Source organism: Paenibacillus sp. JCM 9796 (genome assembly GCF_055379675.1).
This window is the reverse complement of record NZ_AP043723.1, coordinates 2169999-2191398: the sequence shown is the minus strand read 5'-3', so window position 1 is coordinate 2191398 and position 21400 is coordinate 2169999. Positions and strand designations below refer to the sequence as shown.

The following is a 21400-nucleotide window of genomic DNA, read 5'->3' as shown; positions in this document are numbered from 1 at the left end:
CCAATTCAGTCTTATTAAAATACGAAATTCATGTTTCAAAAGTTGCTATTTTTATTCCTGTTTTACAAGGTACAATGATTCATATAGACGAACATCCCTATTGCGCCCTGAATATATAAAATTACCCATAGATGGGAGGAATTTTAGATGAATGCTTTGCTTCTAACGTTATCGTGGGAAGAACAATTGCTGCAGGAGGCGGAGAAGGACCTGCGAACTGCAGAAGACACAGGATCGCTGGCGTTGTCCGTTTGGGCCGTCGCCCAGCTCGCTTACGGTAGGCTGTGCGGTGTTAGCGCGCTGGAAGGCTTTCATGCCGACCCGTCGGAGACGTATCGGGGACTAGCGGAGCAACTCGGGCTTTCGCCTCAGCTTGAGCGGGAACTGTGCGCCGTCTATCAGGTTCACGAGCAGGTCGGGCAGGGCGCTTCGGCGTTGTCGGATTTGTTGAACGAGCCGTTATTGCGGGAGCTCGGAAGTCACCTTCTACGAATGCTCAGAGGTGCGAAGCAGCCGGAGGCTGAAGTCGTCCCCGCGATATTTCATCCTGCAAGGAGGGCCGCCGCCGGTGAAACTGCATTCGAACGAACGATTTAACGAGAAGAAGCTGCTGCTCGCCTCCTTAGGTTGTGGAGTTGTCCACCACTATCTCTTTTATGATCGAAGCTGGGACGTTTCCGTTCCGGTATTTGTGTTAGGTTTTTACTTGCTCTTCTATACAATGGCTCAAGGACATATCGGACGCAAAATGGACCCGTCGCTGCTGCTGCTCCTGCCGGTCGGGCTGCTCGCGCTCACGTATGCGCTGTATACGAATATGCTGTTTGCCGTCTTAAATGCGCTTGCGATCCCTTTCCTTGTCGTGCTGCATACAACCTGGCTGACCAGCCGGGGCGGTAAAGCGCCGATCTGGGTCCGCATGCTGGAGCAAGTGTTCGTCCAGACGCTGCTCTATGCCCCCAGGCCCTTTGCCGTCCTGTTCGGATGGATGTCCGTCAGGATGAAAGCCGGGCGCTCCAAGACGCTGATGAAGGTGCTGCTCGGCTTGCTTTTATCGGTTCCGCTGCTCGCCGCAGTGGTCGGGCTGCTGGCCTCGGCCGATACGATGTTCGATCGATCGCTGGCCCGGCTGCCGAATTTGTTTGAAGACGTAGAGCTGGGGCGTACCTTATTCCGTGCGTTGTGGATTGGCGCCATAACGGTCGGCGTGTTCGCTTACGTCGCCGGGCTGCTGCAGCCGAAGTTGTGGTCGTCGGCCCGGCCGGCATCTCCCTATATGCCGAAGACCGCAAGCGTCCCGTCCGCGAATGTCGAATGGGACGTCCTCGCTTCGGACGGCGCCGTCTCTCAGGCGACCGCTCCATCCGCAGCACCGTCCGATCTTCGTCTGGATCCGACGGTCGCGTCTACCGTGCTGATCGCGCTGAATGCCGTTTACTTGCTGTTTGCCTTCGTCCAGTTTTCATATTTCTTCGGCGGAGGCGGGGGAGCAGGCGCAGCCGCATTGCCCGAAGGGGTCACATACGCTTCCTATGCGCGCCAAGGCTTTGCCGAGCTCGTCGTCGTGACGCTGATCAACTTAACCGTGCTGATTACATTTCTATACGGCGTCCGCCGCCCGGGGCCGCTTGCATGGACGCTGCTGCGCACGCTGCTTGCGCTGCTGGTAGGCTGCACAGGCATTATGCTCAGCTCCGCCTACTTGCGTCTTTCTATGTACGAAGAAGCGTATGGATATACCGTCACCCGCCTGCTCGTCCATGCGTTCATGATATTCCTGCTCGTGCTGTTCGTGCTCGCTTTAGTGAAACTTTGGCGGGAGAAGCTGCCGTTGCTGCGATATTATGGGATAACGGCGCTCGCTGCCTACGTCCTGATCAATTACATGGGGATCGATGCGATGATCGCCCAGAACAATATCAAGCGTTACGAGAACAGCGGCGTCATCGACGTAGGCTATTTAGGAGGGTTGAGCTTCGAAGCGGTGCCGCACTTGGTCGACTTGCGGAAGAATCACCCGGAGCTGGACGCCGTGGAGGGTGTGCTGCATAACTTTACCTATCGGCTGGAACGACAAGAAGGCTCTGCGTCCTGGACGGAGTTTAACGTGTCCAAGCGAAGAGCCTCGCAGATGCTGCAACCGGTCAAGCCGGCTCGTTAGGAGCCTCGGCCTGCCGGGCGGCAGCAGTGTAATCCCGAATCGTTTCGGGAATCAGATGCAGGGAGGACAAAGTGAAGTAGGCGCCGACCGGAGCCACGTTGACCTCGACTTGATTGTAAGACCATTCAAGCTCCGCCGGCATGAAGATGGCATGGATACCGCAGGTGAGCGCCGGAATAATGTCCGTACGCAGCGAGTTGCCGATCATCCAGGTGCGGCTGCGGTCGAAGCCGTGCGAGCGGATCAAGCCGTCCAAAAACTCGGTGTTTTTGTGACGGGTGATATGTATCCGAGCGGCGAAATAACGCTCCAGCCCGGCTTCCTTGACCTTCCGCATTTGAATTGCCGGATCGCCGCCCGTATACAAATGCAGCTCATGGCCTTCGGCCGTTAAGGTGCGAAGCGTTTCTTCCATATAAGGATAAGGCTCGATGCTGTGGCCGTAAACCGAAGCGCCGAGCTCCATCAGCCTCTCGATTTCCGCTTCGCTTTTGTGGCGCCCGGTCAAGTCGGAATAGTAGTCGTACGTGTCGACGAACGATTGGGGGAAATGATCCGGCGAGAAGCCTTCGACCAGCACGCGCTCCAGGTCGATTTCCGCTTGCTTTTTCTTCACCTCGTCGATGGACAGCTTGTACCCGTGAAACCAGGCTTCCATCTGATCGGCGAACTGTTCCATGACTAAATCGAAAAATTTATTACAGTAAATTAGCGTGTCGTCCATATCGAAAAGGATGATTTGCTTCGTCATAGGCTTTTCTCCTGCTTTACCCGCGTATCCGCGTTTTTCCAACCATTATAGCATGGGGTACCCAAGGTTGCATCTTTGCCGGGTTTCATTCGGCCCGCGGGTGCTGCCCGGGAAGCCATGCGAGCAGGTTTCTTACCCGGCCTCCGAACCGCCGGCCAGCCGTATCGGTCCGTCCGAAGCAGCAGCGCCGCTCCCGGTCTCCGCCGGCGCTTCTTCCAGCCCGGTCATCGCGCTCAGTCCCTCGAATACCGCCCCTTTCTCGACGATAAGCTGTCCGGCGGCGATGCGCCCGGTTAGCTTTCCGGTCGAGGTGATGCGCACCATGCCTTCCGCGTGCACGGAGCCGTCCAATCGTCCGGCGACAATCAAGTCCTGCGTGCGAAGCTCCTTGCAGCTCACGGCTCCCTTCTCGCCGATCGCCACCTCGCCGTTCGCATGTAAGGTGCCGATGAATTCGCCTTCGATCCGCAGATCGGCTTGAGACGTTATGACACCTTCCATCCGACTGCCTTCGCTGATTAAAGTGACGGCGCCGTTCCCGCGCGAGCGGTTGCTCGGTTTACCGAATAATCCGATCATGATTTCGTTTTCTCCTCTTTCGTTCGTTCCATCGGCAAATAGCCGGACGGATCGGTGCTTTTACCGCCAAGCAGCACTTCGTAATGCAGGTGCGGGCCGGTGCTGCGCCCGGTCGTGCCGAGCTTGCCGATCGGGTCGCCTTTGTCCACGAGGTCGCCCTTACGGACAGTCGCCCGGTTCAAGTGCATGTACCACGTAAGCAGCCCGGACGTATGCTCCACGATGACGTTATGACCGTGGAGCTTATCGTAGCCGACCTCATGCACGACACCGCCGCCCGCCGCGTAGACCGGGTCGTCCAGCTTGCCGGCGATATCGACCCCGCGATGGAAGCTAAGCTTCTTTGTGAAGGGATCCTGGCGATAGCCGTAATTTGAAGTGACGATGCGAGAGTCGGTCGGCCATAACGTCGGCGTCCTCCGCAGCCGTTCTTGCTTTTCCTGCAACTGCTGTCTGGAATCGGACAAGCTCGTCTCCAGCTTGTTCATTTCGTTTTGCAGCGCCATGTAGGCGGCCCCTGTCGCCATCGCTAAGCGCCGGATTTCCTCATGGGTGACGGGGACGGCCGGACCTCCCATGCCGAGCGCGGCGGAGGCAGCCTCCGTGCCTGCGGTCGAGGCTTCGCCCGCAGGCAGGCCGCCGCTTTCCGCGTTTTTCTCCGCGCTGACAGGGGCCAGCTTCTGCAAATCCTCCTCGAGCTTCTTCATCTGCGCAACTTGACTATGAACCTCGGCCGCTTGCTTCGACAGCATGTAGATGTCGTTCTGCAATTCTTCAATTCTTCGATTCTTGCTTGTTAACGCTTGCTCCAGCTTAGCCGTTCGACCGCTCAATTCGCTGGTTTTCAGAAACGTTGAAGCGGCCGTGTGCGCATGCTGCAAGTAGAGGAATGCAGCCGCTCCGACCGTGATCATGACGGAGGCGGCCACGCTACATACGACACCCCGGGCCAATTTGAGGCGAACGACGCTGCCGTTCGCTTCGGGAATGATAACGAACGTCAGCTTATTTTGAAACCACTTGAAATTCATGACGACTCCTTTCGGTATGTTGGCCGCCGGCGGGCGGCAATTAGATGGCATTGAACGTATGTTGTCAAGAAATAAGCTTCCCCCACATAGATTTGTACTAGAACGTGATGTGAAGGGGAACGGAGGGAATTCCATTGTCGTTTTTAAGAACAAGCCGCATGACTTTACAGGAGCGGCTCGCCCAGCATGTAAAATTCGAGGTCGCTCTGCAAGCCGAAGGCTTCGCCAGCGAGCCCGGCGTGCTGCAGAAAGTCGGCAAGCGCTTCATGCGCGTCAACAACCAATATTTCGTTCCGAGTACGATGCAGGAAATCGTACTGCTCGGCGCTTCGCTGAAAGTAACGGGAGCGGCTGCAAGCATCCGCACGACCTATGCCGGCACGTTCGAAGCGAAGCTTGTCCGGACGGGCTTCGATTTCATCGAGCTGCTCGTTACCCGGGAAGAAGAGGAAGAAGAGCTCCGGATGCTTATTCCTCTGAATCAGGTCATCAGCGTCGAACGAATCGGGTAACGACACCGGGTTATGTCTGGGACGAATGCCGAACCACGAACTTCTTCGCCGCTCTCATTTCCATGTGGGAGGTTACCACCGCTCCGACCAAGCAAATGGCGTAACCGATCCCGCTTAGCGTTCCGACGACAGCGTATGTCATCCCGAGCCAGATGCCTAAGAATACCAGGCATGCGCTCAACAGCAGCAGCACATTCCCGGCCGTAATCCAGGTGGAGTGCCGGATGCACTCGATCCGGTTGATGAACCGGGAGCTGGTGGTAGCGTCGGAACGGCCTTGCGCAGGTTGTTCCTGCTGCTTGCCGGGCGATGGCGTCCCGCTCTGCGCCTGGTCCAGGCGCAGCTCCCGCACCGGGTATTTGCGCATGAACAAGAGCAGCGCGGCGAGCAGCAGCGGTTGATAGCCGAGAATGATGACAGGGGAGCTGTAGTTACCGAAACTGAACACCTCGGCCGCACTGTCGAAGGCGAGCAGCGTAGTCAGCAGCAAAAACAAGCTGACGGGCGAATTGATCGACGTATAATCCCGTTCCTTCAACAGGCTTGCGATGCCCGTCAACATCGCCAAGTAGAGCAAAATATCTTTACACGCGGTGATCGGATACCAGATGCTAAGGATAAACAGATCGACGCGGTCTAAAAAATCGGTAATGTGAATGTGTTGGACCAAGCTATAGTTCGGATAAACCATATGGCCCGGGATGACCGGTCCGAGCACAAGCACCTGCAAAAGCAAAGACAACGTCAGCAGGAAAGTGGCGATGAGAGTGCCGTGACGAAACGCCGAACGGATTTGCTTCGAGCTCCAGATCGTATGCAGGAAAGCGCCGACGAACAGAATATCGCCGAACCAGCCGATCCCGAGCACGTTGGCATAGAAGTATTCGACGGGTTTGACCGTTAAGGCTGGCCGGATTAATTGCGTGTCCAATTCGTTCGATAACAAGAACGGCATGGACAAGAGCAGCACGAAGAAGAAGGGGAAGAACAAGTCGTTAACCCTTCCTACGACTTCAACGCTCGTCCTTCCATAGAAGGCGAGCAGCAGCACGAATAGCAGCACAAGAATTTCTTGAGGAGTGTTCGGCAGAAGGATCGTGCCGATGAACTTCCCGAACGCACGCAAATCCCGCATAAGCACCATCCATAAGTGAACGAGGATCAGCAGGTTGGCGCAAGTGCCGATCCATCGGCCGAATACGATCGTGGTAATTTCGAACAGATGCTTCTGTGGAAATCGTCGGGCCAACTGTGTCAAGACGAACCCGATCAGCAGTGCGTATAAGCCCGGAAACAAATAAGTCAGCCAGGCGTCGATTCTGCCTAGTCGGATGAGCTCATGTTGAATGCTGATCAATCCGCCTCCGGAGAGCAGCGAAGCGATTAACCAGGCGAATTGCCGGTGGTTAATAATTTGTATTTGGGCTGGCATCCTGTCACTCCCTCTTTAGCTGGAAGCCTTGTTAACCATGAATGAGTGAGAACATCCACGGAGAAACGTGGGCGATGAAAAATTGGGTCGGCATCGGGATCTTGTATCCCAAAAGAACAGCTGCGTACAAGCCGAAGGTCATGGCGTACAGCAAAAAATAGAGCCTGCGCATCCCCCGTTTGAGGGTGGACCAATGCTTCAAATTTAAAAACATCAGGATAAGGGACAGCACGAGGAAAAGAACCATGAACTGTAAGTTCATTCTGCATCCTCCGATTTTGTAACGTTATCGTAAATCAATCCGGTTTCCGACAAGATGCTTTTCACCTTAATGTTAAATTTGGCAGTCTTTAAGCCGTTCGGCCATTCGTTCTTGAAACGCTCGGTCCACAAATTCGGATAGGCGCGCCATACGTAGGCCCCGAGCTGAGCCGAGTCGCAATTGTTGTCGATCATCTGCTTTAACGTGTCTTCAACGGATTTTTTCATTTGTTCGGCAAGCCGCGCCTCCATGAGATGGATCTGATCGGCCCGGGTAAAGTCTTGAGTCCCCGTGCTTTCCAACAACTTCGCTTTCGTTATCAAATTGATGTCGAACTGCAATTGGTTGCCGGCTAGTCTTGCTTGCACATCGCTGTGGGCCTCAAAAATCCGAACGGTAATGTCCGTATTCTCCACATGCAGCGTAATGGAGACGTTAACGAACCGCTCTTTCAACAAGGCTAAGCCCGCGGCTGCCCGCCCTTCCAACGTATCGACCATCTTGTCACCGCGGAATTGGCTGTAGCCGAGCACTTCGACTTCTTTGGAAGGCTTGGTCCCTTTCTCGGATTCCCGGACGCCCATATAGATGGCGACGGGGTCGCCGCCCGGCGAACTGAGCGCCAGCGCAAAATCTTTCATGTTCATGTCGATAATCACTTTCGATTTGGCCAATTCACGAATCGCTTCCGAAGGAAATCGTTCGAACTGCGGGCTGGCCTGCAGCAGCTCGTAGGCTTTACCTTTGGTGACGATGAAATAGGTGGTCATCCGGCTTTCGGGCGACCGGGGAGTCGCGTCAAATACTTTGAACACGCCTGCTTTGGCTAATTGTTCTCCAATCAAGACCGTCCGACGATGCGCCAGAAACATACGGCGCGGCATGCGGTTCTGCAGCTTGGCTTGCGCTTCGCGGTACGTTTTGCCGACCTCCGAATCGATATAGTAGCTCTTATCGCCGGCGGTGCCGCCGCCTCCCCCCGTAGCCCCGCCCATCGAACCCGGCAGCGGCACCATGACACTGTACCGAATCGATCCGTCCTTTTCGATGTCGAGGGCGGTAGAGAGGATGAAGGCCAGGTCGTTGACTTCGGTCCGGTCCCAGCAGCCGGGCAGCAGGAGAATCGCTGTGGCTAGCAAGCCGAATCGAGACCAAGTACGAATCATGATTCATCCTCCTCTCCGTGACCATGATTCTCATGGCGGACGTGCTTCCCGCGTTGTCCGGACTGCTCCATAATTTCATCCACAACGTCGTCACTCATGCGCCGGCTGTCTTGTACAGGCAGATAGGCCGGACGCTTCTTCATCGCCCACCAGGGCGCACGGATGACGATATCCTTCAGATCCGAAGAAGAGAGCGGACCGAGCGGCGATAAATAAGGGATACCGAACGAACGCAAGGACGCCATATGGCCGATAATCAGCAGCACGGAGGTCATGATACCGTACATGCCGAACAACGAGGCGGCGATAATGATGGGAAAGCGGAGCATGCGCACCGCAATCGCACCATTAAAGCGCGGGATGGTGAAGGAAGCGATCCCCGTGATCGAGACGATGATAACCATAGGCGCCGATACGATGCCCGCCTGAACCGCCGCTTGCCCGACCACCAGAGCGCCTAAGATCGAGACGGCGGAGCCAATGGTCTTGGGCAGACGGATTCCGGCTTCCCGCAGCGCCTCGAACGTTACTTCCATAATGAGAGCTTCCACGACGGCGGGGAACGGGATTGCTTCGCGCGACGCCGCAACGGATAACAGCAGCGTTGTCGGCAGCAAGTCCTGATGGTAGGTCGTAATGGCTACGTATAACCCCGGCGTAAGAAGAGAGAGCATCAGGAAGAAGTAACGTAACCACCGGACCAGGGTGGCGATTTGGAAACGTTCGTAATAATCCTCGCTCGCTTGCATAATTTCGGCGAAGATGAACGGCACGAGCAGTACGAATGGCGTGCCGTCGACAATAATCCCGACTCGGCCCTGCAGAAGGGCGCCGGCAACCATGTCGGGACGCTCGGTATATTGAAGCTGCGGAAATGGCGAGTAAGCCGAATCTTGAATGAATTCCTCCAAATAACCGGATTCCAGAACCGCATCGATGTCGATTTTCTCCAGCCGCCCGATGACTTCTTCCACGATCTTCGGGTTCGCCAAATCATCCAGATAGGTGACGATTACGTTGGTGTTGCTCTCCCGTCCGATGATCATCGGTTTCATCTTCAGATGAGGCGTCTTCAGCTTGCGCCGAATCATCGACGTGTTGGTCCGGATATTTTCCACGAAGCCTTCCTTCGGACCGCGTACGACGGATTCCGTTTCCGGCTCGTTGATCGACCGTTTCTCCATCCCCCGGATGCCGAGCAGCAGCGCCTGATTGTTGCAGTCGACGATCAAGCCCGTGTCGCCGCCGAGAATCGAGAGCAGCAGATCTCCGTAATTGTCCGCCTTCTGAAGCTGGGAGACGGGCAGCACCTTCTCCGAAATGTTATCGATGATGCTTTCTCCGCCCTCAAGAATCATGAGCGCCCTCATCGCTTCATGCACTTCTTCCGTCTTGGCCATCCCGTCTACGAAAAAGAGGATGGCTCTCAAACTGTCCTGGAGCTTAAATTCCCGAATGACGAAGTCGGAGCAGTCCTCAAACAAATCCTTCAAATATCGGTTGTTATCCTCGAGCTCCAAAGAGATCGGGACGGAACGCAGCTCGTCGATGAATCGGTAATCTTTTTTGAAAAGCGAGTGCTCGTCGCTGCTCTCCTTTTTCTTCCGGCCTCTCGTCGTCACCATGACGCTTCCTCCCTTCTCGCGGTAACAGAGCCAAGCTTTGCCTTTCCCATGTCCGGTATATTTTTCACCAAACTCAAAAATTTATGACAGCGATGATGGAAAAAGCCGGATAAGAAAGAAAAAGCCGGGGTTTGGGAGGAATCAGGTATCCAGAGAGTGGTTAAGCTAGAAAAGAATTTTGAAGAAGGAAGCGGTATCCTGCATCCGTATGAGGAGGTGAAGCGGTGCTTTGGCTCGTCATCGCACTTGTCCTGTTTGTCATTCAAATTTTGACGATTCTCATAGGGGAGTTCCGGCACCCGTCCAAGGCGATGGCCTGGTTATTTGTTTTGTTCATTATTCCGGTGATCGGGTTCGTTGTCTATTATTTTTTGGCAACTGAATATTCCCAGCGGAAAAAAGTAAAACGAAAAGGGCTTCGGCTCGTAAAGGATATTCGGCACATGGGGAAGAAGCAAATCCCCTTCGATGTGGAGATTGAGGAGGAGCGGCTTCAAGGGTGGCGGCAGGAGCCCCGGTTGTTCGCGCTCTTGAATAACATGCCGGGTTCGCAAATCATGATGCGCAACGAAGTGAAGGTGCTGACGAATGCGTCAGTCGCCTATCCGGCGATACTGGAAGCGATGGAGAAGGCCGAGCGCTTCATCCATTTCGAATTTTATACGATCCGGCACGACGCGACAGGCCGGAAGTTTCAAGACGTGCTGATGCGCAAAGCGCGCGAAGGCGTTAAGGTACGGTGCATATTCGACGGAATCGGCAGCTACCAGCTCAGCGAGAAATTCATTGGTGAACTGAAGCAAGCGGGCTGCGAGGTGTATTTCTTTTTGCCGGCGTTGATCGCCTTCTTCGATAAGCGGATCAATTACCGGAATCACCGGAAAATCGTCGTGGTCGACGGCTTGAAGGGTTTTCTGGGCGGCATGAACATCGGGGATGAATACTTGGGCGGCAATCCGAAGCTCGGGTTTTGGCGCGATACGCATATAGCATTCGAAGGGGATGCGGTCTATGCGCTGCAGAATACGTTCTTGACCGACTGGCATTTCGTCAGCGGCTATCGTTTGACCGATACGGGCTTGTTTCCCGAGCACGAATGCGCCGGCCGGAAGCCGGTGCAAATTTTGTCCAGCGGCCCGGATGCTCATTGGGACACGGTTCTGGAGATGTACTTCGGAGCGATTACGACAGCGAAGAAGCGGATCTTTATCACGACGCCTTATTTTATTCCGGAGGCCAGCATCATCATGGGGTTGAAAACGGCGGCCATCAGCGGCGTCGACGTGCGCGTCATTTATCCGAAGAAGCCCGATTCGCGGATCGTTAACTACGCCTCGTTATCGTTTATGGAAGAACTGATGCAAGCGGGGGTTCGCTTCTACGCTTACCACAAAGGATTCGTTCATGCCAAAGTGATCCTGATCGATCATCTGCTCGCCTCCGTCGGCACGGCCAACATGGATATGCGCAGCTTCTACAGCAATTTCGAAATGAACGCGGTTTTATTCGATAAGGAGACGCTGCAGCGTATCGAATCCGATTACTTGCAGGATTTGAAGGATAGCCGGGAGCTGAAGCTGGACCAGTTCGAAAGACGCTCCCGGTATCAGAAAGGCAAGGAAGTGGTAGCGCGGCTCTTATCGCCGCTTATGTAGGAGGCAGGATGGAGAGAACGTGGTCCAGGCTTTGCGGAGGGACGGCGGCGATCAGATCGCCCTTTTGCTGCAGCCGTTCTACGATGTTCAACAGATGAAATTCCCGCGGATCGCAGCGCAGCCGAACTTCGCTCCAATCCAGCGGCGTCGAGACCGTGGCATCCCGCCGGGCACGCGGCGTGTAGGGGGCGGATAACGTTTTACCGTACCAGTGCTGCAAATAATCGATATAAATCTTCGTCCCGCGATCCTTCTTCAGGCGCTCGACGGTGAACAGCCCGGGATACTTCTGAACGGCATACTGGGCGACGAATGCGCCGATCCGTCTCAGCTGTTCGAACGTATATCCGCGCTCCGCCGGAATCGGCACGTAAATTTGTACGCCGGTGGCGCCCGACGTCTTCGGGATGGAACGGATGTTCATCTTGTCGAGAATGTCCCCGATCACCTCCGCAGCCTCCATAATGCGCGGCTCCGGATCAAGGCTCGGATCGATGTCGATCAGCCATTCCACCGGCAGCTTTTCGCCGATCCGGTGGAAGGACGGGTGAAACTCCAGACAAGCGAGATTGCCGAGCCACAGCAAGGTCGGCAGCGAGTCGAGATGCACGTAGCGAATGTCCTCCAGCGTCGCCGTTTTCACGAAATGGGGCGTAGGCTCCGGGGCGTTTTTTTGATAAAACGACTTGTCGTTCCACCCGTGCGGAAAGCGGATCGTCGTCAAATACCGGTCGCGGCAGTATTTCAGCAAATAGGGGGCGAGCTGTGCCAATTTCTCCAGATACATCGCTTTCGTAATGTTCTTCTCCGGCCATAACAGCTTCTCCGGATTCGTCACGGTAAGCTCCTGGCCGTCGATTGTGATCGTCCCTTTCGCCGGCGGTCGTTTCGTCGTGGGGCTCAATCGGCGTCCCTTCTTTCCTTGTCGGATTGCCGTTATTATCCGTTGCCGGAGAGGGAACTATACGGGTGTTTCGTCAAGGCGTGGCCTACTGCTTCTGCTGCTTCCCGGTCTCCGGTTTATGGAAGAACAGCTTCATCATGGGCGGAGTCACAATCGTGGTGACCAGCACGACGACGACGATCACAGAAAACAACTCGGGTTGAAGCAGATTGCTTTCCAAACCGATAGCCGCAATGATGAGTGCAACCTCTCCGCGGGATACCATAGCTGCGCCAATCCCTAAGGAACTCCTCCATGAAAATCCGGCTAATTTCGCTCCGATCGCCGACCCGGCCAGCTTCGTTGCTATGGCGAGCAGGCTTAGCCCGATAATGAGCCCGATATGCTGTGCGATTCCGCTAAATTCAGCGGTTACACCGATCGATGTGAAGAAGACGGGAACGAAGATGGAGTAGCCGATCGTTTCGACTTTTTCCGTTATCTCATGCTTGTATTTTGTCAAGCTGATGGCAACACCGGCGATATAGGCTCCGATGATAGCGGCCACGCCTGCATATTCTGCTAAATACGCATAAACAAAGCAAATCATTAAACCTGCGGAAATGACCGCCTCCGTGACGCGAAGGGGCGCGAATTTTTTCAGAACCCAAGGAACGACTTTCCAAGCCAGAAGGATGGCCACCGCGAAGAATGCAACCTTCTTCAGAATGACGGTCCCCAGATGGACATCGCCGCCTGCAAAGCTCATGACAAACGCGAGCGCAATAACGACGAGAATGTCGTCGATCACGGCCGCGCCCAATATGGTGGTCCCTTCGCGCGACTTTAATCTGCCCATTTCCTTCAACGCTTGAACGGAGATGCTCACGCTTGTAGCCGAGAGCAGCAGTCCAAGGAAGATAGACTCGGTCGGAGCCAGACCGATGGTCATACCGGCCAAATACCCCAGTGAAAAAGGTACAACGATGCCGCTAACCCCTACGAAGGCTGAAGCTTTCCCGGTACGCTTGAACTCTTCCGTGTCCGTTTCCAGCCCTGCAATGAACATCAGCAAGATAACGCCGATTTGACTGATTTCTTTCAAAATATCCGTGTTGGTGATAATCCCAAGCACGCTTGGTCCTAAGAAGATACCGATGAGAAGCTTGCCCAGCACGGAGGGTTGTCCCAGCTTGACGCTGAGGTCTCCGGCGATTTTGGAGGCAAGCAAGATGACGGCTAGTTGAAAAATAAGCATGATGATTCCACCTTTCATTTTTTATTCTTTGTGGGAGTACGAAAAAAATACAAAAAGAGCCTGTCAAACCATAGCCGCTAAAATGAACATAGCAAGGCCAGGGTGACAGACTCCTCCGAAAAACAATGTTAGATTTAATTGTTAAGGTAACACGTGCAAGGACTTGATACTTATACGATGCCAAGATGTAAAGGTTTCATAACCGGGCCGTTAAATCAGGCTACAAACCATTATGCTATTGACCGGTTGCGACGAATTGTTCCACACGCGCCTTGATGGCATCGCGAACCTCACGAAATTTGGCCAGGATCTCTTCCTCGGTGCCCGTCGCTTTAGCCGGATCCTCGAAGCCCCAGTGCCATTTCACAACATGCTTATTCGAGATGACGGGACAATGCTCATCCGCATGTCCGCAAAGCGTAATGACATAATCGGCCTTGTTCAACAGCTCGGGATCGATCACATCGGAGGAATTCCCGCTAATGTCGACGTTCGCTTCCTTCATGACCTGTACCGCTCTCGGATTCAAGCCGTGTGCCTCCAAACCGGCGCTTTTCACCTCATAGTTGTGGCCGCCGAGCGCTTTCAGAAACCCGTCGGCCATTTGGCTGCGGCAAGAATTGCCTGTGCATAAGAAGTAAACCCGTTTTTTATCCATGATAAGCTCTCCTTTTGAATTACATTTGAAGTTCAACCGAGTCTTACGAAATCACGCTTAGCCACAAATAAAGCCCTGTTAAGGTGATCAGCAAAGTGGGAACGGTCAGCAAGACGCCTATTTTAAAGTAATACCCCCATGTAATGGTGACCCCTTTCTTGGACAAAACATGGAGCCACAGCAGCGTTGCCAAAGATCCGATCGGTGTGATTTTCGGTCCAAGATCCGAACCGATGACATTCGCGTAGATCAGCGACTCCCGAATAACAGCGGTCGTATTCGTGCCCTGAATAGCCAACGCATCAATCATGACGGTAGGCATGTTGTTCATCATGGACGATAGCAGGGCGGCAATGAACCCCATTCCTATTGTAGAAGCAAACAGGCCTTGATCGGCAATCCTTTGTATAAGTCCACCCAATATATCCGTCAACCCGGCGTTTCGGAGTCCGTACACGACGACGTACATCCCTATCGAGAAAATGACGACCGCCCATGGCGCCTCTTTGACGATGCGTTTCGTTTCCATATGCGGACTTTTCCGCGCGGCCGCAATAAACGTAAGAGCGGCGGCCAGCGCAATAACCGAAACAGGCAAAGCGATGAACTCGCTTAGAAAATAGGCAGCCAGCAGCACCCCCAGGATCACCCATGATAATCGAAACAACCGGATATCTTTGATCGCCTCGTGAGGCTTCTTGATGTCCTCATAGCGATAGGCTTCGGGTATGCTTTTGCGGAAATACAGATACAGTACAAGCAGGCTGGCAAGCAGCGAAAAGAGGTTCGGTACGATCATCCGGCTCGCATATTCCGCAAAGCCGATTCCAAAATAATCGGCCGACACGATATTGACCAGGTTGCTGATGACAAGCGGCAACGAGGTTGTGTCCGCAATAAAGCCGCTGGCCATAATGAACGGCAGAACCTTGTTCTCTTCAAATTTCAACGCTCTCACCATAGCCAATACGATAGGCGTCATGATCAGAGCTGCGCCGTCATTGGCGAACAAAGCGGCAACCGCCGCACCCAACAACCCCATATAGACGAACATCAGAACGCCGTTGCCCCCGGCCAAACGGGCCATATGAAGCGCCGACCACTCGAAGAACCCAATATCGTCAAGTATAAGAGAGATGAGGATAATGGCCACGAAAGCTAAAGTGGCATTCCATACGATACCGGTAACGGTCCATACGTCAGTGATGGAAACTACACCGCATAGAAGCGCTGCAACAGCGCCGCCGCTTGCAGACCAGCCGATGCCTAGTTGTTTCGGCTGCCAAATGACGAAAATCAACGTAATGGTAAAAATCAATAATGCGGCGATGGCCATGAGTTCCTCCTGTTGGTTAACAAATCCCTTTTACTTGAAGCACTTTTTCTTTAAACGAAGGGAGATAGTTTAATGTCTCCTCCAAATACGGTTTGTCGCTCACGTTAAGAGCATAGTAAACCCATTGTCCTTTTCTGGTTTCCGTAACTAACCCCGCGGCTTTCAGCTTGCGCAGATGCTGACTTACGTTAGGCTGGGTCGACTGTAAAATTTCAACCAGGTCGCACACGCACATTTCCCGTTCTTTCAGGCATGCAAGAATGGTCAAGCGGGACTTGTCGCTAAGCATCTTATAATGTTCGGCCATGACCTCCAATTGCTCCACATTCAACCTCCCTAAGCACGCTTTTGCTGCTCCTTAAATCATAGTATAAATATATAATCAATTACTTATATAATCAATGGCTTATATTTTAATTTTGTGTAAAGACACGGATGCGTACCGGCTACATGATTGGACTTCAAATGACTAAAGCTAAGGAGAGAACTTGATGAGTCATGAAACAGCTGAAGGAGGCGCTATGATTTTAAAGCCGGTCGTTCCATTCGAACCTATAAACACCGATAAACTTCCAGCAGGGGATCATTGGGTTGCGCAAGTAAAGTGGGACGGAGTTCGCATGTTATCCTACTTCGACGGATCGAACGTCCAATTGGTGAATCGGAAATTAAATAATCGTTCCCTGCAATATCCTGAGTTTTTGTCTCCCTCCCGGTACTGTACGGCTTCTTCGTTTATATTGGACGGCGAATTCATCGCATTTGACGATAACAAACCGTCGTTCCATGAGATTATGAAGCGCGATAGCTTGAGAAAAAAACAAAGTATAGAGCTCGCGGTCGCTCAAACCCCCGTCACGTATATGGTATTTGACATTTTATTCTGCAATGGAGCATGGGTAACAGACCGAGCTCTTTCGGAGAGACAACAAATTTTACAAGACCTGATCATTTCGCAGCCCGACGTCCAGACCGTTCAAAACTTTACCGACGCCGAAGGATTGCTGGCCGTCATGATCGAGCATCAAATGGAAGGGGTCATCTGCAAGAAGCTGGACAGCTCCTACGCGATAAACGGGAAAGATAAGCGCTGGCAGAAGCGTAAAGTATTTTGGGATCTTTTTGCGGTAGTGGCAGGCGTTACTTTCAGGGGGGATGTCGTTAACTCCTTGCTGCTTGGATTGTATGATCGGGAAGGAAAGCTGTACTACATCGGTCATGCAGGCACCGGTAAGGTCACCCATCGCGAGTGGCGTGAATTGACGCAAAGAGTGGCCCCTCTTGCTACTAGAGTTAAACCGTTTGCCAATGAGCCTGAGAGAAGCAAAGATGCTGTTTGGGTAACCCCGGAAATTGTCGTTAAAGTACAGTTTTTGGAGTGGACTCCGGGGCAAACGATGAGGCATCCGAGTATTCAGGCTTTTGTCGATATACCTCCAAATCAATGTACGATGAAGCAAATTGTACATGAATAAAACAGGGGGCTGCCGCACAAATAAACCTAGCCGAATCAGCCAGGTTTATATCATGCCGGAGACTTTCCGACGGTCTATCCGTTTACGACGGCACGGTTTCCTTGTCTTTGGCCTTGCCTTTTGTGCTTTTGGCTCTCGATTTCGGCTTGTCCGGTTTGGCGCGGTCTGCAGGTAAAGGCGTCGGCTCCGACGAGACAGGCTTGACCGCTTCCAGACTTGCTTGCAGGGCCGACATTAAATCGATAACGTTCGCACGGTGCGGCTCCGGCGCCACGCTGATTTGCTGGCCCGACACCTTCTGCTCGATGGCCTGCAGCACGGCGGCCCGGTAATCGTCCTTATACTTCTCCGGCTCGAAGGGCGTGGAAAGCTGACTGATCAGCATCTTCGCCATGTCGAGCTCCTTGTCGTTGACGTTGCTTTGCTCCGGCAAATTCGGAACCTGATCCACAGATCGTATCTCATCGGGATAAAAGATCGTTTCCATCGCAATGCAGCGGTCGATAATACGGATAGCCGCCAAGCTGCTCTTCGATCGGATCGATACTTTCGCTATGCCGATTTTGCCGGTTTGCTTCATCGCTTCCAGCAGCAGACTGTAAGCGCCGGCCCCCGTTTCATTCGGCGCCAAGTAATACGTCTTCTGGAAATAAACCGGATCGATTTCCGACAAATCCACAAAGTCGAGAATTTTAATCTCTTTTGTCACCTCGCCGGTCAGCTTCTCCAGTTCGTCCTTCTCAAACAAGACGAAAGCGCCCGGCTCATACTCATATCCGCGCGAAATTTCTCCCCATTCGACTTCTCTCTCGCAGTGCTGGCATTTTCTCACGAAGTTGAGCGGCGTGTTGCATGCGGTGTGAATCATTCTCATTGAGATGTCTTTATCTTCCGTGGCCGAGAACATCTTAACCGGCACATGCACAAGACCGAAGCTGATTGCGCCTTTCCATACGGTATGCATAAGCAAGCCTCCTTTGGACCGAAGTGCGGGCCCTTTTCCATAGTATGCGCAGAGAGGGCTCCACTCATTGAAGGTTTGGCTGGGAAGTTTTTTGCGGCTTCCGCCCGGCGAATGGACGAAAGCTTCGCCGGACAAGCTACCGTGTAAGGAGCTTGTCGGCTCTTTAGCGTATTTAAACGATGAGAGGAGGGTGAATACGGGTGAGCGAAGCGAACACATCCGGCGGTTTGGAAACAAACGATTCCACGCTTGAGGGAAGAGACTCGCATTTTATGGACATCGATCGGATGATCAACGAAGGTCTTGGTGGAGGCAACGTTACTCTGCACAACGGCCTGATCGACGATTCGACAACGGATACGATGGATCATCCCGACTCGGTGACCGGAGGTGAGGAACGATGAGAGTGCATCGGGCGCAAGAAATTTTGAACGCCGAGACGAAGATCGAGGTTGAATTCAACGGCGTTCCCGTCTGGATCGATAGCGTGGACCTGGAGCAGAAAACGGCCAAAGTGCACGCTGAAGATCAGCCGGCCGATGTGAAAGTCGTTCCGGTCGAAGCGCTGCAGGAGATCGAATAGAAGACGATCGAACGAAAGCCAGGCTTCCCGGCTTGCGCGAGCTTCCACGCCCGTGCGAGCCGGGAAGCTTTTGTGTTGCTACGAACCATTCGCAAGGTCTATAATGGGGTCATTACGTATTGCGGAGGCGGATATTTTTGGGAACGGTCGATGAATTTGCGCTGATCCGCTTGCTGACCGGCGGCAAGCAATCGACCGCCTTTCAGCGGGAGGGCGGAGTTGAGACCGGGATCGGTGATGATGCGGCGGTCGTGAATGTGAATCCGGGCACACAGTTGATTCTAACCTGTGACACGATGACGGAAGATATTCACTTCAAGCCTGTGACGATGCGATCCAGGGACATCGGGTTCAAAGCGATGGCTTCGGCGGTCAGCGACATTGCGGCGATGGGCGGCAAGCCCAGGTTCGCGCTGGTTGCACTCAGCTTGCCGAGGCAAACGCCTTTGGAACGGGTTCGCAGCTTATATGAAGGTTTGTATGATTGCGCCAACCGCTACGGCGTTCGCGTCGTTGGCGGAGACACGACCTCCTCGAGCGGCGGCATGACCGTATCGGTGACGGTTATCGGCGAGACGGCCGCCGGTCAGGCGCTGCTTCGTTCGTCGGCGAAAGTGGGAGATGTTGTTTTCGCCACGGGGTACTTGGGGCGTTCCGCTGCAGGACTGGACTGGCTGTTGCAACGCAATCTGCCGCTTGAGCCCGAGGGAGCGGATGCCGAATCGCTCGCCTATGCGAAGCTGGTGGAGGCGCACTGCCGTCCGCTTCCGCAAATCGAAGCCGGGCTCGCGCTTCGCCAGTCCGGCCTGTGCCGCGCCCTTAACGACGTGAGCGATGGATTATCGAGTGAAGCATGGGAAATCGCTGAAGCATCGGGCGTGGGAATTGATTTGATCGAAGAGAGGATCCCGATTGCGGACGAGCTTTATACCTACGCGGCAGCCTCTGGCAAAGACCCGCTCGACTATGTGCTTTACGGAGGCGAAGATTACGAGCTGCTGGGCACCGCTCCCGCGGAGCATGCCTTGGAGCTGCAGATTGCGCTTGGCAAGGCGGGTGTTTCTCTTCACCTGATCGGTTACGTGAACGGCGAGCATTCAGGCGTACGTTTGATTCGCAGCGGCGGCGAAGTCATGCCGCTTGACAAGAAAGGGTATAATCATTTTAACGACGTCGGCGGAAAGGACGGGGTGTAACCATGTCCTCATATGTATTTATCGCACATGGGCTGGAGGATACCGTCAAGCTTGCGGCACGATTGGCCTCGTTGTTTGTGCCGGGGACGGTTATCGCGCTTGACGGCGAACTCGGGGCGGGCAAGACGGCATTCTCTCAAGCCGTCGCGAAGGCGATCGGCGTGGAAGAAGTGGTCAACAGCCCCACGTTTACGATTATTAAAGAGTACGAGGGAACGAAGCTCCCTTTTTATCATATGGATGTGTACCGGTTGTCCTTGGAGGAAGCGGACGAGCTTGGGCTTGACGATTACTTCTACGGCGAAGGGATTACGCTGATCGAATGGGCTTCGCTTATCGAGGAGCTGCTTCCTCCCGAGCGTCTTTCGATTCAGTTGGAGCACGGGGAGAACCAGTCCCGCCGCTTTCGTATCGTCCCGAAAGGGGAGCCGTATCGGCAATGGTGCATACAGTTAAAGGAGAACGGATTGTTATTATGATGACAGCGGCGCGGCAATACGATGATGAACTATGGATGCTTTCGGTCGATACGTCCACGACGTCGATGACGACGGCGCTCTCGCGCGGCGGCGAATGGACCGGAGAACTTACCTCCTATGCGGAGCGGAACCATTCGTTATATTTGGTACCCACCCTGCAGAAGCTGATGGCTGAAGCCGGTATCCGGCCGAAGGAGCTGTCTGCCTTTGCGGTCGGCGTTGGTCCGGGCTCGTATACGGGCGTACGGATTGGCGTCACCGTGGCCAAAACGTTCGCATGGACGCATAACCTCGCTTTAATCGGGGTATCGACGCTTGAAGCGATGGCTCTGGGCGGCGCTTATATGACCGCGACGGGGGAGCAGGCGGATACCGGTGAAACAATAGTCGGTCAAGGAGGCCGGCTGGCGGCGATGGATGTCGTGTTGCAGCAGGCGAACGGGCAGCAGGAGAAGACCTGGGTCGTGCCGATGATCGAAGCCCGCAGAGGACAAGCTTTTGCTGCGGTTTACGAAGCTTCGCCCGCCGGCTGGCGTTGTGTCGTGCCGGACGGCATCCGGCTGATGGCGGCCTGGATGGACGATTTGCGCGGACAGGCGAAAGCGGATAAGCCGGTTCGAATTATTTTTACAGGCGAGGTCGGGCTGCATCGGGAGACGATTCAAGCGATGGCGAATCTTTGGAGCGGGTCTGTGCACACGACGGAGCATGGCTTGAGAGCCCGGTTCGTGGCGGAGCTCGGTCGTATGCGCTGGAAGCGGGGGGATTTGGAGCATGTTCATGCATTGGTTCCGAACTATACGCAATTGGCGGAAGCCGAGGCGAAACTTCTCGCCCAAGGGACCTAAGGGAGGCTTCGCGAAGATGAATGAGTTCCATCATTCGGCGGAGGCCGATCACGATACAGTTCGATTTCGTGCAATGACCGAGGCGGACATTCCCGCTATTTGTGAAATTGAGCAGGAATCGTTCACGACGCCATGGACGGAAGGCGCTTTTCACAACGAATTGACCAACAATCAATTTGCCAAATATACCGTGCTGGAGTTCGACGGTGAGGTCGCCGGTTACGGCGGCATGTGGCTTATCATGGAAGAGGCGCATGTGACGAACATTGCGATTCGCCAAAAGTACCGCGGGCAAAAGCTCGGCGAGCGTCTGCTGACGGAAATGCAGCAAACGGCCAGCTTATTCGGCGTGCAGCGCATGACGCTTGAGGTGCGGCCCTCCAATGAGATTGCCCGGCGGCTGTACGAAAAAAAAGGCTTTCGGTCGGTCGGTGTGCGCCGCGGTTATTACACGGACAACCAGGAAGACGCGATCATCATGTGGGCGGACTTGCCGAAGATCAGCCGGAAGGCTTAGGCTTAGCTCAATTTGCCGGAAAGCTTATC

24 protein-coding genes are annotated in these 21400 nt (G+C 54.1%); 11 read left to right on the top strand and 13 right to left on the bottom strand.

The genetic code is table 11. From position 1 onward, the window contains the following. Positions 1–147: 147 nt before the first annotated feature. Together ACZ439_RS10470 and ACZ439_RS10465 are read left to right on the top strand one after the other, a co-directional pair. Positions 148–597: a hypothetical protein gene (locus tag ACZ439_RS10470; protein ID WP_054797565.1), complete on the top strand. Its 450-nt coding sequence runs from the start codon at positions 148–150 to the stop codon at positions 595–597. After that, positions 569–2161 (top strand): DUF4153 domain-containing protein, encoded by a 1593-nt coding sequence (locus ACZ439_RS10465; RefSeq protein WP_464620990.1) that lies wholly within the window; start codon positions 569–571, stop codon positions 2159–2161. The genes ACZ439_RS10470 and ACZ439_RS10465 overlap by 29 nt, the downstream gene beginning before the upstream one ends. Here the strand turns inward: ACZ439_RS10465 and ACZ439_RS10460 are convergent. The 3 genes from ACZ439_RS10460 to ACZ439_RS10450 all read right to left on the bottom strand — a co-directional run bounded on the left by ACZ439_RS10460 (position 2145) and on the right by ACZ439_RS10450 (position 4522). After that, positions 2145–2912, bottom strand: a complete 768-nt coding sequence (locus ACZ439_RS10460) for an HAD family hydrolase (protein ID WP_054797566.1) — start codon at positions 2910–2912, stop codon at positions 2145–2147. The genes ACZ439_RS10465 and ACZ439_RS10460 overlap by 17 nt on opposite strands. A gap of 132 nt (positions 2913–3044) precedes the next feature. Next, positions 3045–3491 carry a bactofilin family protein gene (locus ACZ439_RS10455; RefSeq protein WP_155615021.1) on the bottom strand — a complete coding sequence of 149 codons (447 nt, stop codon included), beginning with the start codon at positions 3489–3491 and terminating at the stop codon, positions 3045–3047. Continuing rightward, positions 3488–4522 carry a M23 family metallopeptidase gene (locus ACZ439_RS10450; RefSeq protein WP_464620989.1) on the bottom strand — a complete coding sequence of 345 codons (1035 nt, stop codon included), beginning with the start codon at positions 4520–4522 and terminating at the stop codon, positions 3488–3490. Before ACZ439_RS10450 ends, ACZ439_RS10455 begins: the two co-directional genes overlap by 4 nt. Positions 4523–4656: 134 nt before the next feature. Here ACZ439_RS10450 and ACZ439_RS10445 point away from each other — a divergent pair, with 134 nt between their 5' ends. Beyond that, entirely contained in the window at positions 4657–5034 is a 378-nt protein-coding gene (locus tag ACZ439_RS10445) for a hypothetical protein (protein ID WP_230876181.1), read from the top strand. Between the two features lie 10 nt (positions 5035–5044). Here ACZ439_RS10445 and ACZ439_RS10440 read toward each other — a convergent pair whose 3' ends face one another. Genes ACZ439_RS10440 through ACZ439_RS10425 form a run of 4 tightly spaced genes read right to left on the bottom strand, consistent with a single transcriptional unit; the run spans position 5045 to position 9519 of the window. Further along, positions 5045–6466 (bottom strand): GerAB/ArcD/ProY family transporter, encoded by a 1422-nt coding sequence (locus tag ACZ439_RS10440; protein WP_464620988.1) that lies wholly within the window; start codon positions 6464–6466, stop codon positions 5045–5047. Positions 6467–6497: 31 nt separating this feature from the next. Continuing rightward, a complete protein-coding gene (locus ACZ439_RS10435; RefSeq protein ID WP_127606828.1) occupies positions 6498–6728 on the bottom strand; it encodes a hypothetical protein in 231 nt (76 codons plus the stop codon). After that, positions 6725–7894: a Ger(x)C family spore germination protein gene (locus ACZ439_RS10430; protein WP_155615023.1), complete on the bottom strand. Its 1170-nt coding sequence runs from the start codon at positions 7892–7894 to the stop codon at positions 6725–6727. Before ACZ439_RS10430 ends, ACZ439_RS10435 begins: the two co-directional genes overlap by 4 nt. Further along, positions 7891–9519: a spore germination protein gene (locus ACZ439_RS10425; RefSeq protein WP_464620987.1), complete on the bottom strand. Its 1629-nt coding sequence runs from the start codon at positions 9517–9519 to the stop codon at positions 7891–7893. Before ACZ439_RS10425 ends, ACZ439_RS10430 begins: the two co-directional genes overlap by 4 nt. Before the next feature lie 224 nt (positions 9520–9743). Between ACZ439_RS10425 and cls the strand changes: the two genes are divergently transcribed. Next, positions 9744–11174: a cardiolipin synthase gene (gene cls, locus ACZ439_RS10420; protein WP_127606834.1), complete on the top strand. Its 1431-nt coding sequence runs from the start codon at positions 9744–9746 to the stop codon at positions 11172–11174. Here cls and ligD read toward each other — a convergent pair. The 5 genes from ligD to ACZ439_RS10395 all read right to left on the bottom strand — a co-directional run bounded on the left by ligD (position 11167) and on the right by ACZ439_RS10395 (position 15616). Beyond that, positions 11167–12078 carry a non-homologous end-joining DNA ligase gene (gene ligD, locus ACZ439_RS10415; RefSeq protein ID WP_464620986.1) on the bottom strand — a complete coding sequence of 304 codons (912 nt, stop codon included), beginning with the start codon at positions 12076–12078 and terminating at the stop codon, positions 11167–11169. The genes cls and ligD overlap by 8 nt on opposite strands. A gap of 85 nt (positions 12079–12163) precedes the next feature. Further along, the gene (locus tag ACZ439_RS10410) at positions 12164–13315 is read right to left on the bottom strand and encodes a cation:proton antiporter (protein WP_464620985.1); all 1152 of its coding nucleotides are present in this window, start codon (positions 13313–13315) and stop codon (positions 12164–12166) included. A gap of 235 nt (positions 13316–13550) precedes the next feature. After that, on the bottom strand, positions 13551–13973 hold the full coding sequence (arsC, locus tag ACZ439_RS10405; protein ID WP_127606840.1) for an arsenate reductase (thioredoxin): 423 nt from the start codon (positions 13971–13973) through the stop codon (positions 13551–13553). 43 nt (positions 13974–14016) lie between these two features. After that, positions 14017–15309: an arsenic transporter gene (locus ACZ439_RS10400; RefSeq protein ID WP_054797569.1), complete on the bottom strand. Its 1293-nt coding sequence runs from the start codon at positions 15307–15309 to the stop codon at positions 14017–14019. A 16-nt stretch (positions 15310–15325) separates the two neighbouring features. Beyond that, on the bottom strand, positions 15326–15616 hold the full coding sequence (locus ACZ439_RS10395; protein ID WP_230876192.1) for an ArsR/SmtB family transcription factor: 291 nt from the start codon (positions 15614–15616) through the stop codon (positions 15326–15328). Between the two features lie 184 nt (positions 15617–15800). Between ACZ439_RS10395 and ACZ439_RS10390 the strand changes: the two genes are divergently transcribed. Further along, positions 15801–16784, top strand: coding sequence for an ATP-dependent DNA ligase (locus ACZ439_RS10390; protein WP_464620984.1), 984 nt, complete (start codon positions 15801–15803; stop codon positions 16782–16784). A gap of 82 nt (positions 16785–16866) precedes the next feature. Here ACZ439_RS10390 and ku read toward each other — a convergent pair whose 3' ends face one another. Continuing rightward, positions 16867–17748 carry a non-homologous end joining protein Ku gene (gene ku, locus ACZ439_RS10385; protein ID WP_054797570.1) on the bottom strand — a complete coding sequence of 294 codons (882 nt, stop codon included), beginning with the start codon at positions 17746–17748 and terminating at the stop codon, positions 16867–16869. 200 nt (positions 17749–17948) lie between these two features. On the opposite strand from ku, the gene ACZ439_RS10380 reads away from it, so the two are divergent. From ACZ439_RS10380 to rimI, 6 genes are all read left to right on the top strand, one after another. Beyond that, positions 17949–18152, top strand: a complete 204-nt coding sequence (locus ACZ439_RS10380; protein ID WP_054797571.1) for a hypothetical protein — start codon at positions 17949–17951, stop codon at positions 18150–18152. Then, complete coding sequence (locus ACZ439_RS10375; protein ID WP_054800003.1) at positions 18149–18331, top strand: H-type small acid-soluble spore protein; 183 nt, start codon at positions 18149–18151, stop codon at positions 18329–18331. Before ACZ439_RS10380 ends, ACZ439_RS10375 begins: the two co-directional genes overlap by 4 nt. A gap of 137 nt (positions 18332–18468) precedes the next feature. Beyond that, on the top strand, positions 18469–19527 hold the full coding sequence (gene thiL, locus ACZ439_RS10370; protein WP_054797572.1) for a thiamine-phosphate kinase: 1059 nt from the start codon (positions 18469–18471) through the stop codon (positions 19525–19527). A 2-nt stretch (positions 19528–19529) separates the two neighbouring features. Beyond that, the gene (tsaE, locus tag ACZ439_RS10365; RefSeq protein WP_054797573.1) at positions 19530–20006 is read left to right on the top strand and encodes a tRNA (adenosine(37)-N6)-threonylcarbamoyltransferase complex ATPase subunit type 1 TsaE; all 477 of its coding nucleotides are present in this window, start codon (positions 19530–19532) and stop codon (positions 20004–20006) included. Then, entirely contained in the window at positions 19967–20854 is an 888-nt protein-coding gene (gene tsaB / locus ACZ439_RS10360) for a tRNA (adenosine(37)-N6)-threonylcarbamoyltransferase complex dimerization subunit type 1 TsaB (RefSeq protein WP_464620983.1), read from the top strand. The genes tsaE and tsaB overlap by 40 nt, the downstream gene beginning before the upstream one ends. Positions 20855–20870: 16 nt before the next feature. Beyond that, a complete protein-coding gene (gene rimI, locus ACZ439_RS10355; RefSeq protein WP_054800002.1) occupies positions 20871–21371 on the top strand; it encodes a ribosomal protein S18-alanine N-acetyltransferase in 501 nt (166 codons plus the stop codon). Positions 21372–21400 lie beyond the last annotated feature (29 nt).